The organism is Bradyrhizobium sp. WSM2254, from assembly GCF_000472645.1.
Taxonomy (GTDB): Bacteria; Pseudomonadota; Alphaproteobacteria; order Rhizobiales; family Xanthobacteraceae; genus Bradyrhizobium; species Bradyrhizobium niftali.
Genome location: NZ_AXAB01000044.1, coordinates 67,684 through 83,121 on the forward strand (window position 1 = coordinate 67,684; position 15,438 = coordinate 83,121).

Below are 15,438 nucleotides of genomic sequence, written 5' to 3' on the forward strand. Positions count from 1 at the left end.
GCGTCACGTCGCGGCGAGGTCGCGGAGCATGTAGGTCGCGCTTTCGCCGTAGCCTGCGAGCTTTGCGCGCAGCTCCGCATCCGCCGTGACGGGCCGAAAGCCGAAACGTTCCCACAGCGGCCGCGTGGCGTAGACCGAGACCAGCGCGAGAGCGGCGATGCCCGACGCGCGCGCAAGTTCCTCCATCTTCGCGACATAAGCACGCGCTGCGCCGCCACGATGATCCGGCAGCACGGCGACGTCGTGCACATAGAGGCAGTCCGCGTCATCGGGCAGTCGTTCGAGGAATCCATCGAGCGGCGGAATCCGGTGCCGACGCCAGGGATGCGATAGTCCGTAGCCGGCGATCTCCTCGTCCGTATTGAGCACACGGCAGCCATCGGGATAGAGCCGCATCTTCTCCGCGAACACCTCGGGGCGTTCAGGCAGATCGGGATGGATGCGCGCGGCGATCGTGCCGATCGCGGGCAGGTCGGAGATGCGCGCGGGACGCCAATGCGGCTTGCTCATGTCGGTCCGTCGTTCCGTCTCACTCATTCCAGTTTATTCCGGCGCGATGATGCGTGCAGCGAAAAATTTCTTTGCCGCGCGCAGAGGAATACGACGGCTCGCGCGGCGTCCTACCCATGCAAGCCAATTGCATGACAGGAGAGACCATGACGACATCCCCGATCCGCCTTGCGCTCACGCTCGCCGTGTCGCTCGCAATCATTCCCGCCGCGTTCGCCGCGCCGCCGACGAAAACCGGCAAGACCGACAAGGGCAACGTGCTCACCGACGCCAAGGGCATGACGCTCTACACCTTCGACAAGGACGCGGACGGCAAGTCGGCCTGCAACGGTCCTTGTGCGACGAACTGGCCGGTGCTGAAGGCCGAGGCCAGCGATGCCGCCGGCGACGGCTACACCATCATCACGCGCGACGACGGCTCCAGGCAATGGGCCTACAAGGGCAAGCCGCTCTATACCTTCGCCAAGGACACCAAGCCCGGCGACATCACCGGCGACGGTTTTCTCAACGGCGCCTGGCACCTGGCGATGCCGTGAGCGATTGACGGCACGGGCCTGATATCGCTGTGGCAGGCGACGTCGGGCCCGATAGCGCAGGCGGCGTCTCGGGCGAGGATACTATCGCGCCGGGGGAGGGCTGGTGGCCGCTTCCGGCAGTTCCGGCGTGGCGTCCTTGGGGTCGTACCAGCTTGCCGCGTCCGAGCGCCAGATGTGAGCGCGGGCGGGGCCCGCGACCGGCGTATCCAGGCATCCCATGCGCAACAGCACATTCGGCTGCGCGATCCGTTCCGCCATGATGTGCGAGCCGCAGCGGGTGCAGAAGCGACGGAATTTGCCTGGCGAGGACTCGAATGCGGCGAGCAACTCGTCGCCGCGCACCCACCGGAACGCCGCGCGTGGCACCGGCATCACGCTGGAAAACGCCGACCCGTGCGTCTTGCGGCAGGTCTGGCAATGGCAATGCACGAAGGGTGCGGGCTCCGCATCCACTTCATACGCAACGGCGCCGCACAGGCAACTTCCGGTCAGCATGCTCTCCCCGCAGGTCAGTTCTTCCACGGAAGGCAGTCTAGTCGCGGAGACGGCGGCGGTGAAGCAGCGCAAACGATCGCCTTATGCGTGCGATTTACAGTGCGCAAACGGCGCCGGGCACGCGTAAGTCGGACCGCGCGCCTTGTAATCCATGGTTTCGTAGCCATTTCGGGCTGACATCCAGCCGAAAGGGCGTTTCGAATGAAGTTCCGTGTCGGATTCGAAATGCTCTACGATTTCCCGCAACCGACCCCGATGATCATGGTGCTGGGCACGCATTTCACGCGCGCCTCCGATGTCATCGTGCCGGACTTCCTGACCACCATGCCTGCGGTCGAGATCACACCCTATCGGGACATGTTCGGCAATTGGTGCAGCCGCATGGTCGCGCCGGCCGGCCGCATGCGCCTTGCCGCCGATGGCGTGGTTCGCGACAACGGCCTGCCGGACCCGGTGGTTGCGTCGGCGGTTCAGCACAGGATCGAAGAGCTGCCTTCCGATACGCTGGTTTACCTCCTCGGCAGCCGCTACTGCGAGACCGACCGGCTCTCGGAGATCGCCTGGAAGCTGTTCGAGAAGACGCCTCCGGGGTGGGCGCGGGTGCAGGCGATCTGCGATTTCGTTCACGGCCACATCGCTTTCGGCTACGAGCATGCACGCGCCACCAAGACGGCATGGGAGGCATACCAAGAGGGCAAGGGCGTCTGCCGCGACTATGCCCACCTCGCCATTGCGTTCTGCCGCTGCATGAACATTCCGGCACGGTATTGCACCGGCTATCTGAGCGACGTCGGCACGCCGCAGCCTTGGGCGGTCGGCGATTTCGCCGGCTGGTTCGAGGCCTTCATCGGCGGCCGCTGGCACACGTTCGACCCGCGCAACAACGTGCCGCGGCAGGGCCGCATCCTGATCGCTCAGGGGCGCGATGCTTGCGACGTTCCGATCACGCAGACCTTCGGCCCGAACGAGCTGGCCAGCTTCAAGGTCTGGACCGACGAGATCGCATGATGGCCGGTCATTTCCATTCGCCGGCGAGCTTGGTTCACGCAGCCGGCGCCGGCACCAATCCGTAGCGCAGCATCGTCTCCTTCATCTTCACGGGATCGGGTGGCGCGCCGGCCGACAGGAGCGCTGCCATCTCAGTGAAATATTGCGGTCCCAGCACCCCGGGGCTCAGGATGCACAGGCATGTCGCAGGCCCCGTCGAACGGTTGGTAAAGCCGTGCACGATGCCGCGCTTGATGAAGACTGAGGCTCCGGGGCCAAGGTCGGTCTGCTGGCCGTCGATCGTCCAGGTCGAGACGCCGGACAGCCCGTAGATCGTTTCATCCCAGCGGTTGTGATAGTGCGGGATCGGCATCCGCGCATTCGGCTGCAACGTCATTTCGAAGATATCGACGCTGCCGCCGGTGTCGTCCTTGCTGTGCAGGAAGCGAAGCTCGAGCGTACCGAAACTGATGATGTCGGGCATGGCTGTTTCGTCCAGGTGAGAGAGGCTGCATCGAGATCGCGGCGCTCGCTCACGTCGAAACGAAATCTACCGCAGCCCTTCATACACGATCAGCCCGCGTACGACCGGCCAAATTTGTCGCACAGGGTCCGTTGCAGGCCGACTTGCCGGCTGCGCAGGCGGCTGAACATTCCGGCTCAAACGGCTCCGGGGATCGACGCCTCTGAATAGCTCGCCGGCGCTGATCTGAAGTTGGCGCATGCAATTACAACAACTTTAAAGACGCAGGATTCTCGCTGCGCCGCTTCGTCGCATTATTCGAATTAATTCAAATCGAGAGTCCGAAAGCGAACCGAAGGGTCGACTTTCGTAGGGCATAGTTGGCTCCGGCAGGGGGCGAGAGCGCAATATCCGCAGCAGCATCCCACCATCGTGGAAGTTGAGGAAGTGGCGTCCCCATCCGGACGCGTCGGGGAGTCTTCAATCCATTATCTAGTTTCGCTTGAAAGGATGAAAGCCCGTGAGTGATGCCGATATGAAAGCCGAAACGAATGCCGCTCCGCTGAATGGGACGGCGAACGGAAATACAAAGCTCAAGTTCGACATGCCGTTTTTCAACATCCAGGCCATCTTCGGCGATCTCGCCGCGCCGGCCGCGACACGGGCCAAGGCAAATTTCGAGCAGATGAAGGTGACGTCCGAGGAGATCACCACGGCTCTCTGCGACGCCTGTTCGACCAATGCCAGGCGTTCCGCCGATTACGGCACCAAGCTCATCGAAATATCCAACACCAATACCAGCTCCGCGCTGGAATTCTTCTCCCAGCTTGCGGATGCGAGGTCGTTTGCGGACCTCGTGAACCTCTCCACCGCACACGGTCGCAAGACCTTTGAAGCGGCTTCCGCCCAGAACCGGGAGCTTTGGGACCTGGCCCAGAAGGTCGCGACCGAGACGGCCGAGCCGATCAAGAACAGCTTCAACCGGGTACTGCGTAAGGCTGCTTGAATCGAAGCTGCCGGCCACGTAGATCGGCTGGACGAGCGTCTTCGCGAGAAGAGACGCCGTCCAGCCGATGGCGGCCGGCCTCGCCGTGAGGTGATGCCAAGCTGGAGGGAAATCAGGATGGGTATGGTGATGATCAAGTGCCCGGAAACCGGGAGCGCTATTCCGACGGGCATCGAGATGGATGGCGACAGGTTTCGCTGCAGTGCGGTCTTTTTTGCGCGCACCTATTGCCGGATGTGCGCGGCGACGCACGAGTGGTTCGCCAGGGAGGCCTGGGTCTACGAGTCGGTCTTGGCGAACGGGAAGTCCGGGGGCGGGCAGCCATTCCGCGCCGGCGCGGCGTGAAGGATCCTTACCGCGTCCTGCGACACGATCCGATCGATCCTGCGGCTCATCACCTTGTAGCATTCGCAAGCGACGGCCTCGAGCCGTTGCCTGTCGATTTCGAGCTGGCCGCGCCGATTGGATTTGATGGCCCTTGATGCGCGAAGTGCGCTCACGACGTGCGTGACCGTGGTGCGCCGGACGCCGAGCAATTCCGACAGCGTCTCCTGGGTCAGCGGCAGGATGTCACCGCCATCCGTCCGGTCGTGAATGTGAAGCAGCCAGCGGGCGAGGCGCGCTTCGACGGAGTGCAGCGCGTTGCAGGCCGCCACGTGCAGGAATTGCGTCATCATCGCCCTGGTCACAATCTGAACCGCGCTTGCGATGGCGGGACTGCGTTCGAGCGCCGCTTGAAATCGCGCGGGTGAGATCTGCAGTGCGGTCCCGGCCACGCGGACAACCGCCGTCAGGGGAGATCGGACGGGGCCGAGCGCCGTCATGAGTCCGACGGCGCCGTCGTTGCCGATCACCGCGGTTGCCGCCGTCTGTCCGTTCGGCAACTCCATGATGAGGGCGATCGCGCCGCTGCAGGGGAAGTAAAGGTGCTCGATCCGGTCGCCCGATCGAACGAGGACTGCGTCGTGCAGGAGCGGTACTTTTCGAAAATGCGGTGCGAGCAAAGCGAAGTCGGCCGGCGGTAACGCAGCTAACAGGCGATTACCAACTCTTGTCGCGCGCTCCATCACGGGAGTAGCCCCTCGACGGAGGCTCGGCGGCGAGCGAATGCATCGTCACCGGCCGAGCCGCGTTGCCGCGACGACGCTTGCCACGGCAAGTGGACCAACGCATTTCAACAGGCAAGGTTCCAATGACGGATCGCGCGCCCGCGCGCCGGCGCGGTTTGACTTTCAATCGACGCGCGCGCTGAAAATCTGGTCGGCCGTTTGCAAAAACTGCGCGCCCGACACGAGGGCTGCTCCTAGCGCAACCCCTCATACACCATCAGCCCGCGGGCGATCTGCAATTTGCGGATCGCGCGCGGCAGCAGCTTCTCCGGCTGGTGCAGATAGCGCCAGGAGGTGAGGGTGAACGGGCCAAGCGCGCCGCATTCGTCGTCGAACGGTGCGAGCACGCCGGTGACGCTGACAGGCGTGTGCGGCCGGGCGTTGAAGGGCAGCAGCAACAGCTCCAGATGGGCCTTGCTGCCGTCCTCGCGCGCGGCGGTGACGCCGGCGATCGCACCCAGCGTCTCGTCGGCGACGACAGTCGTGATCTCCCCGATCTCGCTGCGGCTGGCATCGGTGAACAGCGCCGCAAAGCTCTGGTCCTTGAGGTCGAGCCCGGCAAGCGCGCAGACGCGGGTGCCGGCGACGCGGAACGGGAAGCCGAGTTTTGGTTCGCAGGACAGCACGAAGATGTCGCCGAGCAGGCCGCGGACTGCGGCCGGGTCGATGTCGGCCCGGTCAGGGGCCCGCGCAGTGCCGCGCTTCTTGTCCCAATATGCGAAGAACGCGCGGCTCGACGGATGTTTCATGACTGAACGCTTACCCCGGGGCGCAACCTCGCGGGACAAACCTGTCCCGCTTCAGTGCACCCGCGATCCCTTTGTTGTTGTGCAGGAGGGGATTTGCAGCGTCCATGCCGCGAGGGCGTTTTAGCCGCTCCGGGCGGTGTCTTTGCGTCGTTAACGTTAAATTAACTATGCGCTTTCCGTGTCCCGCAGCCCTGCTATGGTGACCGCGGTCGCAAGCCTCGCCGCTTTTCTCCAGGTTCTCGGCGGGGCCTGTACACAGGCGTCAAACAGTTTGGTCACGGGCCGCGGGGAGGGGTGGGGATACACCTTATTCCTCTGGCAACCGGAAGGCCGACACGGACAGGCAGGGCTTTCCCAGGGCCCTGCCTTTTCCTTTTGTGCACTTGCGCAAGGCCGGCAAAGGCGACTATCTCCAAGCGTATCGCTCCGATCGCGCCTGAAAGCGAGCTGCCTTGGATTCCCCGCAAGATTCTTCGCCGCACGATCCTCAGCCGGACGTGCCGGCCGTCGTCGAGGCGGCTCCGCGCGAGCCGATCCTGACGCTGCCGTTCGCTCTGACCGCCTATATCGTCCTGCTGGCACTGATCCATCTGCGGGTGCTGCTGCCGCCGGAACTGGAGAACTGGACCATCGACGTCTTCGGCTTCATCCCGAAGCGCTACGATTCCTCGCTGCTCAATCTGCAGATCCCCGGCGGCGCCGGCGCCAAGGTCTGGAGCTTCGTCACCTATTCGCTGCTGCACGCCAATCTGACCCATCTCGGCTTCAACGTGCTGTGGCTGCTGCCGTTCGGCAGCGCGCTGGCGCGGCGTTTTGGCACGATCAGGTTCTTCCTCTTTCTGGCGGTGACGGCGGCGGCCGGGGCGCTCGCCCATCTCGTCACCCATGAGCATGCGGTGGCGCCGATGATCGGCGCTTCGGCCTCGGTGTCGGGCGCGATGGCGGCGGCGATCCGCTTTGCCTTCGTCCGCGGCAGCTTCCTGTCGTTCAGTCGTTCGGACGCCGATACCGCTGCAAGGGTTCCAGCCCTGCCGCTGTCGCGCGCGCTGCGTGACGGGCGGGTGGTCGGCTTCCTCGCGGTGTGGTTCGGCGTCAACATCATCTTCGGCGTCGGTGCGATCGGCATCGATGCCGAAACCACGAGCGTCGCCTGGCAGGCGCATATCGGCGGCTTCTTCGCCGGCCTGTTGCTGTTCGCGCTGTTCGATCCGGTGCCGCGCGTGCGAAACGATGCTGCGGATGCGTCATCACGGGACGTTTCAGACCGAGTTTGAAGCGGCGCTTGCGGCGCGGCCCGAATTCATCCATCATTCGCGCGAAGAATGTTCCGAAGCGACAGGCCGCTAGCGGCGATGCTTCGCAAAGCGCCTGAAGCGTGAAACCAGCGCCTAAACTGTTAGTTGAAGACTCGAGGAACAAGTCCCGACTGCCGAAAGGCGGACGGCTCCGATTCAGGGAGGCGACAATGACGGTACGTTCCATTCTCAATACCAAGGGCCACCAGATCATGAGCGTCGAGTCCGACGCCAAGCTGGCCGCCGCGGTCAAACTGCTCGGCGAGAAGAAGATCGGCGCGGTGCTGGTGATGGACCAGAGCCGGCTGGAAGGCATCCTGTCCGAGCGCGACATCGTGCGCGTGATCGGCGAGCGCGGCGCCGGCGCGCTGGACGAGCCGGTCTCCCAGGTCATGACCCGCAAGGTCGTGACCTGCAAGGAGACCGATACGGTCGCCGAGCTCATGGAGACGATGACGACGGGCAAATTCCGCCATCTGCCCGTGGTCGACAACGGCAAGGTGGTCGGCCTGATCTCGATCGGCGACATCGTCAAGCGCCGCGTCCAGGAATACGAGTCCGAGCAGGAAGCCCTGCGCGACTACATCAAGACGGCCTGACCGCCGTCATTCGCCGGCTTTGGGCGCCGCGCCCTCGGGCGGCGGCGCCAGCGCATGGATCGCCTCCTGGATCGAGTCCAGCGCACGCTCGGCGGCGCGGGTGCCGAGCGCGATGAGGTCGTCGGTGCGGTGGAAGTCGAACCAGCCGAACTGGCCGACCCGCGGCGTGATCAGCAGGTCTGGAGGATCGCCGGCGAGGCGGGCGCGGGTGATGCGGTCCTGCATGATGTTGAAGGCGTCAACCATCACCGAGGAGAGACCGGGCCGGTCCCCGCCGCCGAAGAACTCGCGTTTCACCGTCTTCTCGGGCGAGAAGAATCTCGGGAAGCGCCGTTTTGACGTCGTCTCTTCGGCCGCAGGGGCGGCCGGTCCGGGTGCCGCGCCGTGCGAATAGACCGTCGTCGAATAGGTGAAGATGTCGCTGGAAAGATTTGCAGCGATGACGATTTCAGCGCCGAGCGCCCGCGCTGCCGAGACCGGCACCGGATTCACCAGCGCGCCGTCGACCAGCCAGCGATCGCCGATCAGAACGGGTGAGAAGATGCCGGGCAGGGCGTACGAGGCGCGCATCGCGTCGACCACGCGGCCGCGTGTCAGCCAGATCTCGTGGCCGGTGCGAACCTCGGTCGCGACGGCGGCGAACTTGATCGGAAGGTCCTCGATCAAGGTCTGGCCGCACGCTGCCTCGAGCCGGGTCGCCAGCTTCTCGCCGCCGATCAGACCGGAGCCGTTGAGGCGGATGTCGAGATAACCAAGGATGTTGCGCATGCCTTGCAGACCGCGGCCCCACTCCTCCAGCGTATCGAGCTTGCCGGACGCGTAGAGGCCGCCGACCACGGCGCCAATCGAGGTGCCGACCACGACGTCGGGCACGATACCGTTGGCGAGCAAGGTCCTGATGATGCCGATATGGGCGAAGCCGCGCGCTGCGCCGCCGCCAAGGGCAACGCCAATGACCGGCCGGCGGATGCTGCCGAGGCCGATCTTCTCGCTGTTCGAGCCATTCGCGCCGCGGCCCTTCAATCTGTCCAGCACCAGAACTCTCCTACGCGTGGCCAGCCCGCACCACCAGATTAGGCATAGCACCTGCTCCGCGCCAGAACCGGGGCGAAGCATGGTTTATGCCGCTTTGGAGAGGGCGCTGGGCAGGAGTATGGCGAGGGGCGGTTGCCTCCTGTCTAATCACGCAGGCGTCAACCGGGTTCCATCAACCGTAGCGGGGCCGTATTTACTGGGGTATCAGAGGCTTGAATTTGCCGCGTTTTCGGTGAAAAGCAGGTGGCATGACTCTCGGGGGTGACGGCATCAGCGGATGGCGGCGCAGCGTATCGCTGCTGCCGGTACTGATCCTTGCCGCGTGCCTCGTTACCCTGGGTCAAGGCGTTGCCCAGGCGCAGCTTTTCTCCGATCGCCCGCCGCCGGTGCCCCCCGCGTCGGTGCCCGACCCCGGCGGCGCCGTCAGCCTGGCGCCACCCTCCGGGCCGGGGGCGGCTCCCCCCAGCCTGCCGCCGACCCTGATGCAGCCGGTGTCCCCCAGCATGCCGCCCCCCGCGGTCACGACCGTGCCGCCGGCCGCGCCGCTCAATGCCGCCGTGCCGGGACAGGGCGTGCTGTCGCTGACCGCCAAATACGGCAAGGACACCCCCCCGATCACCAGCGGCCTGGTCTGGCGCGTGTTCGCCGACCGTCCCGACGAGAACGGCACCTTCAAGCTGATCCGCGAGGATCGCAGCGCTACGCCCAACATCGTGCTGCCGCCCGGCAATTACGTCGTGCACGTCGCCTTCGGGCTCGTCAGCGCGGTGCGCACCGTCAGTCTGAAGGCCGAGACCGATCGCGAATCGTTCGTGCTGCCGGCTGGCGGCCTGCGCATCGAAGGCCGTGTCGGCACCAGCCGCATTCCGCAGAACCAGATCTCGTTCGCGATCTACAAGGGCAGCCAGTTCGAATCCGGCGAGCGCGCCTCGCTGGTGCCGAACGTCGCGGCCGGCGACGTCGTGCTGATACCGGAGGGCACCTACTACATCATCTCCAACTATGGCGACGCCAACTCGGTGGTCCGCTCGGACATCCGCGTCCAGGCAGGCAAGCTCACCGACGTCACCATCACCCACCGCGCCGCCGTCATCACGCTCAAGCTCGTCAGCGACAAGGGCGGTGAGGCGCTCGCCAACACCGCCTGGTCGGTGCTCACCCCAGGCGGCGACGTCATCAAGGAATCGATCGGCGCCTTCCCTCGCGTCGTGCTCTCCGAAGGCGAATACCGCGCCATCGCCAAGAACGAGGGCAAGGTCTACGAGCGCGGCTTCAACGTCGTCAACGGCGTCGACGGCGAAGTCGAAGTCGTCGCGCGCTAGCTGATTTCTCCGCGATTCCAACACTCACCGAATTCGCTAAAGCTTCCGCATCGTCATGGCCGGGCTTGTCCCGGCCATCCACGCCTGGCCACACGGCACGAGGGACGTGGATGCCCGGGCCTTCGCCTCGCCGAAGCGGCTTCGGCTGCGCAGGCGGGACAAGCCCGGCCATGACGAGCTTGTGGGGCCGCGCGACTACGCGTTAACCGTCACTTCCGATATCGCAACGCCTCCACCAGCACGGCAAACGCCGGGGTCGGCTGCCGCCGGCTCGGGTAATAGAGGTGATAGCCCGCGAACGGCGCGCACCAGTCGGAGAGCACGCGGATCAGCCGGCCGTCGGCGATCTCACGCTTCACCAGATCGTCCGGGATATAGGCAAGACCAAGCCCAGCCAGCACGGCATTCATCCTGAGCAGGCCGGTGTTGAACACGAGCTGGCCGTCGACCCGCACCTTCATGGCGCGGCCGCGCTTCTCGAACTCCCAGGCATAGAGTCCGCCATAGGTCGGCAGGCGCAGGTTGATGCAATTGTGCTCGGTGAGATCCTGCGGCCGCTTCGGCTTGGCCCGTGCGGCGAAATAGGCAGGTGAGCCGACGACGGCCATGCGCATCTCCGGTCCGATCCGCACTGCGATCATGTCCTTGGCGACCTGCTCGCCGAGTCGCACGCCGGCATCGTAACGCTCGGCGACGATATCGGTGAGGCCGTAGTCGACGACGAGCTCGACCTTGATATCGGGGTAGCGCGGCAGCAGCTTGGCGAGCGCCGGCCACAGGATGGTCTGCGCCGAATGTTCGCCGCTGGTGATGCGGACGGTGCCGGCCGGCGTCTCGCGCAGCGCGGTCAGCGCCGACAGCTCCGCGTCGATCTCCGCAAAGCGCGGCCCGATATTGCGCAGCAGGCGCTCGCCGGCTTCCGTCGGTGCGACGCTGCGGGTGGTGCGGGTGAGCAGCCGCAGGCCGAGCCGCTCCTCCAGCGCGCGTACGGTGTGGCTGAGCGCGGATTGCGACACGCCGAGCTGGGCGGCCGCGCGGGTGAAGCTGCGCTCGCGGGCGACCGCGAGGAAGGCGAGGAGGTCGTTGACGTTGGTGCGGGCCATTCATGAATCCGGATCATGAGTACATGCCGGTTTTATCACCTAATCGCAGGCTCGCGCGCGACCTAAATTCGCAGCCGGACGTGATTTCAAGGAGAACTTGCGATGCAGATGCGCAAACTGGGCAAGAGTGGTCTGGAGGTCTCGGCGCTTGGCCTCGGCTGCATGGGACTGAGCTATGGCTATGGCCCGGCGACGGAGACCTCGCAGGCGATCGCGCTGATCAGGACCGCCTTCGAGCGCGGCGTCACCTTCTTCGACACCGCCGAGGCCTATGGCCCCTTCGTCAATGAGGAGCTTCTGGGCGAAGCGCTGGCGCCATTCCGTGACAAGGTCGTGATCGCCACCAAGTTCGGCTTCAAGGGCGGCAAGGTCGAAGACGGGCTCGACAGCCGGCCCGCCAACGTCAAGGCGGTGGCGGAGGCCGCCTTGAAGCGGCTGCAGACCGACCGCATCGACCTGTTCTATCAGCACCGCGTCGATCCCGACGTGCCGGTCGAGGACACCGCGGGCGCGGTGAAGGACCTGATCCGCGACGGCAAGGTCCTGCATTTCGGCCTGTCGGAGGCGGGCGCGCAGACCATCCGCCGCGCCCATGCGGTGCAGCCCGTGACCGCATTGCAAAGCGAATATTCGCTGTGGTGGCGCGAGCCGGAGCAGGAGATCCTGCCGACGCTGGAAGAGCTCGGCATCGGCTTCGTTCCCTTCAGCCCGCTCGGCAAGGGATTCCTGACCGGCGCGATCACCGAAAGCACAACGTTCGACAAGAGCGACTTCCGCAACATCGTACCGCGCTTCTCATCCAGCGCACGAAAATCGAACCAGACCCTGGTCGATCTGCTCGGCGAGATCGCAGCAGCGAAGAAGGTGACGCCGGCGCAGATCGCGCTGGCCTGGTTGCTGGCGCAGAAGCCGTGGATCGTGCCGATCCCGGGCACCACCAAGCTGCACCGGCTCGAGGAGAATGTCGGCGCGGCCGCGGTGACGCTGTCGGAGGCGGATCTCGCTGCGATTGCGGCAGTGCTGGCCAAGGTCGCGGTGCAGGGTGATCGCTATCCTGCGCATCTCCAGGCGCGAGTCGGCCGCTGACATCTCGCATCAACGCCCGGTGAGTGTTCGCTTACCGGGCGTTCTCGTCCTGTGTTCGGATTTGAATACCACTGTCAGCGCTATCAAGCGCTCGAACGGCCTTAAAACACCGGAAGCATCGGCTTATTCCACAGGCGTCGCGACTTCGTCACAGCCGGTGCAAGATGCGCGTTTTCGACAATCAATTTTATTCTCTTTCCATCCTGCTGCGTTATATGTCGAGCATCCGTCTAACGGGGGAGGCCGGAGCAGGCGTGTGCGCTTGCGAGACCGGCAGGAGCAGGGACCAAGCCCGTCGGCATGTTCGAAGTGATCCTCACCAGGCGTAAGCGGTTTGGCTGGCGATGGCAGGTGTGCGACCAGTCCGGCAAGATATTTGCCGACGGGTTCGAGCGCACCCGGCCGTCCGCCAAATATCATGGCGAGCGCGCATTGTTCTTCCTGTTGTCGCAGGCCTACTTGCGCAACCGCTCGGCGGCGTCCAGCGAGGACTAACAGCGTCCGCAGTTCCGTAGCCCGGGTGAGCGGAGCGATACCCGGGACAGCTCGTGCCGAGAATCCAGGATGTCGCTTCGCTCATCCGGGCTACAAGATCAGACATCGACCACCAGCTTGCCCTTCGCCGCATGATCGCTGATCAGCGCATAGGCCTCGCCAACGCTCTCCAGCGTGAAGTGCCTTGCATCGAGCAGGGGCACGAGCTTGCCGGCCTCCACCAGGCGTGTTGCCTCGCTCATGATCTCCCCGTGATGCGCGCGACCTTCGCCTGTCAGCAGCGGCAGCAGTGTGAACACGCCGGAATAGGTGGCCGCGCGGAACGACAGCGGTGCCAGCGCATGCGTGCCCCAGCCGAGCGCGCTCACGACATGACCGAAGCGGCGCACGGCTGCGAAGGAGGCATCGAGGACCTTGCCGCCAACGGTGTCGTAGACGATGTCGAAGCCGCGCCCGTCGGCGTGCTGCGCAACGTAAGTCTCAACCGCGATGTCGCGGTCGATGAAGACGGCGCCAAAGCCTTCTATCGTGGCGCGCTGCGACGCTGAGCCCGTCGCGAACACGTTTGCTCCGAACGCATGCGCGATCTGGATCGCGACATGGCCGACGCCGCCCGCACCGCCATGGATCAACACCTTCTGGCCGGCCTTCAGCGAGGCGCGGTCGATCAGGCCTTCCCAGGCCGTGATGAAGATCAGGGGCAGGGCGGCGGCCTCGCGCATGCTGAGATTGGCGGGCTTGGTTGCCAGCAGATCGGCATCGACGCTCGCGAATTCGGCGAGCGATCCCGGCACACCACCGACGCCTCCGGTCATGCCGTAGACCTCGTCGCCCGGCTTGAAGCGCGTGACGTCGCGCCCGGTGCGTTCGATCACGCCGGCGAGATCAAGGCCGAGAATCGCAGGCAATGAATGGCGCGCATGCGCCGCCGCGCCGGCATGGATCTTGGTGTCGAGCGGATTGACCCCGCTCGCGCGGACCCGGACCAGCACCTCGCCGGGGCCGATCGCGGGCGTGGAGATGGTTGAGAGCCGCAGCGGTGCGTTGTGGGCTTCCAGAACGGCCGCGCGCATCGTCGATGGTCTCGTCATGATTGTCTCGCTCCGTTGTCGGCCTCCAATATGCCCATGATTTTTTGCATGGGAAGAAACGAGGATGTACGATCGTCGTGCATTTTTGTATGAGGGCCTCCGATGGACTGGAGCGATCTGCGCATCTTCCTGGCGATTGCGCGCGAGGGTACGCTCGGCGCTGCCGCGCGAAAAATCGGTCAGACCCAGCCGACGATGGGCCGGCGGCTTCGCGCGCTCGAGACGGCGCTCGGCCAGACGCTGTTCCAGCGCACTGCCGACGGCTTTGTCCTGACCGACGAGGGCACAGCCGTGCTGCGTCATGCCGAGCGGATCGAGGAGGAGGCGCTGGCGCTGGAGCGGCATGCGACCGGCGCGGAGACGCAGCTCGACGGCTTGCTGCGCCTCTCGTCGTCGGACTGGTTCGGGACGGTGATGCTCTCGCCGGTGATCGCGGCCTTCGGCAAGCGTCACCCCAAGGTGACCGTCGAGCTCCTGACCGATGCCCGGCTCTACAGTCTGCCGCGCCGCGAGGCCGATCTCGTCTTCCGCATCAAGCCGTTCGACGAGCCGGACGTGATATCGAGGAAGCTGCTCCATATTCCGTACGCGCTCTATGACAAGAAGGGTAGCAAGCCGCCGCGCGCCGGCGACGGTCATGGCGCTCGCGTCGTGACCATGAATGCCGAATTCGCCGACATGCCCGATGCGGTCTGGCTGAAGCGCACGCTGCCGAAGGCCGAGGTCGCCTCGCGGAGCAATAATCGCCAGGCGCAGGCCGAGCTCTGCGCCGGCGGCGGCGGATTGGCGGTACTGCCGCGCCCGCTCGGCGACAGCGACCGCCGCCTCGTCGCGCTCGACATCGGCTCGACGCCGCCCGGTCGCGACACCTTCGTCGGGTATCACCGCGACCTCAAGCGCCTCGGCCGGCTGCGCGCGATGCTCGACCTTGTGATCGAACGGCTGGCGGGGTGATGGTCTCGTAGCCCGGGTGAGCGAAGCGATACCCGGGACCGGCGGTGATCGAGAATCCCGGATGTCGCTTCGCTCATCCGGGCTACAACACCTTGCGTTGCCCGTCGGGCAAAACACGCAAGATGCCGGTCAACGCGCGGTCGCTAAAATATTCCACTTTACCGAAATTCGGAATTGGCGGATAGTGCGCGCACTCCGGCCCAAGGAAGAGGGGCGTATCGCGATCGTCACGAACGCGGGCCGGGCGGCGGTGGACGTGGGTCACATCGGCGCGAAAGGCATCGCAGGGCGGGCAACCGTGAGCGAAGGCATCGCGCGCACGACCGGTGTGATCGGCGTACGGCCAAATCGTGTCGTCCTGGCGCCCGGGGTCTGTGCGCCAAGTCTTGCGGTGATGGGTGNGGNCCGACCGGACCGCGCGCATCAGCCATCCGCANGGCGACGGGGGCAATAGTGCATCGCTCCCCGGGGAGAGCACGACATAAGCCGTTCCAACCATCCGCGCAGGGAAGGCCGGGATGCTCCGGTTGCCCTGTTTCCCCGCTGTGCATCGTAGCGCAATCCGCGTTTGGCATGGCGGCCAATGGGAGCCAACCGGCTCCC

The 15,438-nt window shown here is 65.3% G+C and carries 17 protein-coding genes; 9 read left to right on the forward strand and 8 right to left on the reverse strand.

Annotated features, from left to right (window positions below):
* Positions 1–3: 3 nt before the first annotated feature.
* Positions 4–510 carry a GNAT family N-acetyltransferase gene (locus tag A3M7_RS0129020; protein ID WP_027547071.1) on the reverse strand — a complete coding sequence of 169 codons (507 nt, stop codon included), beginning with the start codon at positions 508–510 and terminating at the stop codon, positions 4–6.
* A gap of 146 nt (positions 511–656) precedes the next feature.
* On the opposite strand from A3M7_RS0129020, the gene A3M7_RS0129025 reads away from it, so the two are divergent.
* On the forward strand, positions 657–1,046 hold the full coding sequence (locus tag A3M7_RS0129025) for a hypothetical protein (RefSeq protein WP_027547072.1): 390 nt from the start codon (positions 657–659) through the stop codon (positions 1,044–1,046).
* 81 nt (positions 1,047–1,127) lie between these two features.
* On the opposite strand, the gene A3M7_RS0129030 is transcribed toward A3M7_RS0129025, so the two are convergent.
* Positions 1,128–1,568, reverse strand: a complete 441-nt coding sequence (locus A3M7_RS0129030) for a GFA family protein (RefSeq protein WP_245284342.1) — start codon at positions 1,566–1,568, stop codon at positions 1,128–1,130.
* Positions 1,569–1,742: 174 nt separating this feature from the next.
* Between A3M7_RS0129030 and A3M7_RS0129035 the strand changes: the two genes are divergently transcribed.
* On the forward strand, positions 1,743–2,549 hold the full coding sequence (locus A3M7_RS0129035) for a transglutaminase family protein (RefSeq protein WP_027547074.1): 807 nt from the start codon (positions 1,743–1,745) through the stop codon (positions 2,547–2,549).
* 34 nt (positions 2,550–2,583) lie between these two features.
* Here A3M7_RS0129035 and A3M7_RS0129040 read toward each other — a convergent pair whose 3' ends face one another.
* Positions 2,584–3,012, reverse strand: a complete 429-nt coding sequence (locus A3M7_RS0129040) for a cupin domain-containing protein (protein ID WP_027547075.1) — start codon at positions 3,010–3,012, stop codon at positions 2,584–2,586.
* Positions 3,013–3,511: 499 nt separating this feature from the next.
* Between A3M7_RS0129040 and A3M7_RS0129045 the strand changes: the two genes are divergently transcribed.
* Positions 3,512–3,997, forward strand: a complete 486-nt coding sequence (locus A3M7_RS0129045; protein WP_027547076.1) for a phasin — start codon at positions 3,512–3,514, stop codon at positions 3,995–3,997.
* Between the two features lie 278 nt (positions 3,998–4,275).
* Here A3M7_RS0129045 and A3M7_RS0129055 read toward each other — a convergent pair whose 3' ends face one another.
* On the reverse strand, positions 4,276–5,067 hold the full coding sequence (locus A3M7_RS0129055) for a Crp/Fnr family transcriptional regulator (protein WP_063629466.1): 792 nt from the start codon (positions 5,065–5,067) through the stop codon (positions 4,276–4,278).
* A 233-nt stretch (positions 5,068–5,300) separates the two neighbouring features.
* Positions 5,301–5,855: a PAS domain-containing protein gene (locus A3M7_RS0129060; RefSeq protein WP_027547079.1), complete on the reverse strand. Its 555-nt coding sequence runs from the start codon at positions 5,853–5,855 to the stop codon at positions 5,301–5,303.
* 452 nt (positions 5,856–6,307) lie between these two features.
* Between A3M7_RS0129060 and A3M7_RS0129065 the strand changes: the two genes are divergently transcribed.
* The gene (locus tag A3M7_RS0129065) at positions 6,308–7,129 is read left to right on the forward strand and encodes a rhomboid family intramembrane serine protease (protein ID WP_027547080.1); all 822 of its coding nucleotides are present in this window, start codon (positions 6,308–6,310) and stop codon (positions 7,127–7,129) included.
* A 191-nt stretch (positions 7,130–7,320) separates the two neighbouring features.
* Positions 7,321–7,749, forward strand: coding sequence for a CBS domain-containing protein (locus tag A3M7_RS0129070; protein ID WP_027547081.1), 429 nt, complete (start codon positions 7,321–7,323; stop codon positions 7,747–7,749).
* A 6-nt stretch (positions 7,750–7,755) separates the two neighbouring features.
* Here A3M7_RS0129070 and A3M7_RS0129075 read toward each other — a convergent pair whose 3' ends face one another.
* The gene (locus A3M7_RS0129075; protein ID WP_027547082.1) at positions 7,756–8,784 is read right to left on the reverse strand and encodes a patatin-like phospholipase family protein; all 1,029 of its coding nucleotides are present in this window, start codon (positions 8,782–8,784) and stop codon (positions 7,756–7,758) included.
* Between the two features lie 248 nt (positions 8,785–9,032).
* Between A3M7_RS0129075 and A3M7_RS0129080 the strand changes: the two genes are divergently transcribed.
* On the forward strand, positions 9,033–10,106 hold the full coding sequence (locus A3M7_RS0129080) for a hypothetical protein (protein WP_027547083.1): 1,074 nt from the start codon (positions 9,033–9,035) through the stop codon (positions 10,104–10,106).
* Positions 10,107–10,315: 209 nt separating this feature from the next.
* On the opposite strand, the gene A3M7_RS0129085 is transcribed toward A3M7_RS0129080, so the two are convergent.
* Positions 10,316–11,209, reverse strand: coding sequence for a LysR family transcriptional regulator (locus tag A3M7_RS0129085; protein WP_027547084.1), 894 nt, complete (start codon positions 11,207–11,209; stop codon positions 10,316–10,318).
* Positions 11,210–11,311: 102 nt separating this feature from the next.
* Here A3M7_RS0129085 and A3M7_RS0129090 point away from each other — a divergent pair, with 102 nt between their 5' ends.
* Positions 11,312–12,295: an aldo/keto reductase gene (locus A3M7_RS0129090; RefSeq protein WP_027547085.1), complete on the forward strand. Its 984-nt coding sequence runs from the start codon at positions 11,312–11,314 to the stop codon at positions 12,293–12,295.
* A gap of 300 nt (positions 12,296–12,595) precedes the next feature.
* Positions 12,596–12,790, forward strand: a complete 195-nt coding sequence (locus A3M7_RS49915) for a hypothetical protein (protein WP_018322145.1) — start codon at positions 12,596–12,598, stop codon at positions 12,788–12,790.
* A 98-nt stretch (positions 12,791–12,888) separates the two neighbouring features.
* Here A3M7_RS49915 and A3M7_RS0129100 read toward each other — a convergent pair whose 3' ends face one another.
* Positions 12,889–13,881 (reverse strand): zinc-dependent alcohol dehydrogenase family protein, encoded by a 993-nt coding sequence (locus A3M7_RS0129100; protein WP_198033824.1) that lies wholly within the window; start codon positions 13,879–13,881, stop codon positions 12,889–12,891.
* 102 nt (positions 13,882–13,983) lie between these two features.
* Here A3M7_RS0129100 and A3M7_RS0129105 point away from each other — a divergent pair, with 102 nt between their 5' ends.
* Positions 13,984–14,835: a LysR family transcriptional regulator gene (locus A3M7_RS0129105; RefSeq protein ID WP_027547087.1), complete on the forward strand. Its 852-nt coding sequence runs from the start codon at positions 13,984–13,986 to the stop codon at positions 14,833–14,835.
* Positions 14,836–15,438: the final 603 nt, after the last annotated feature.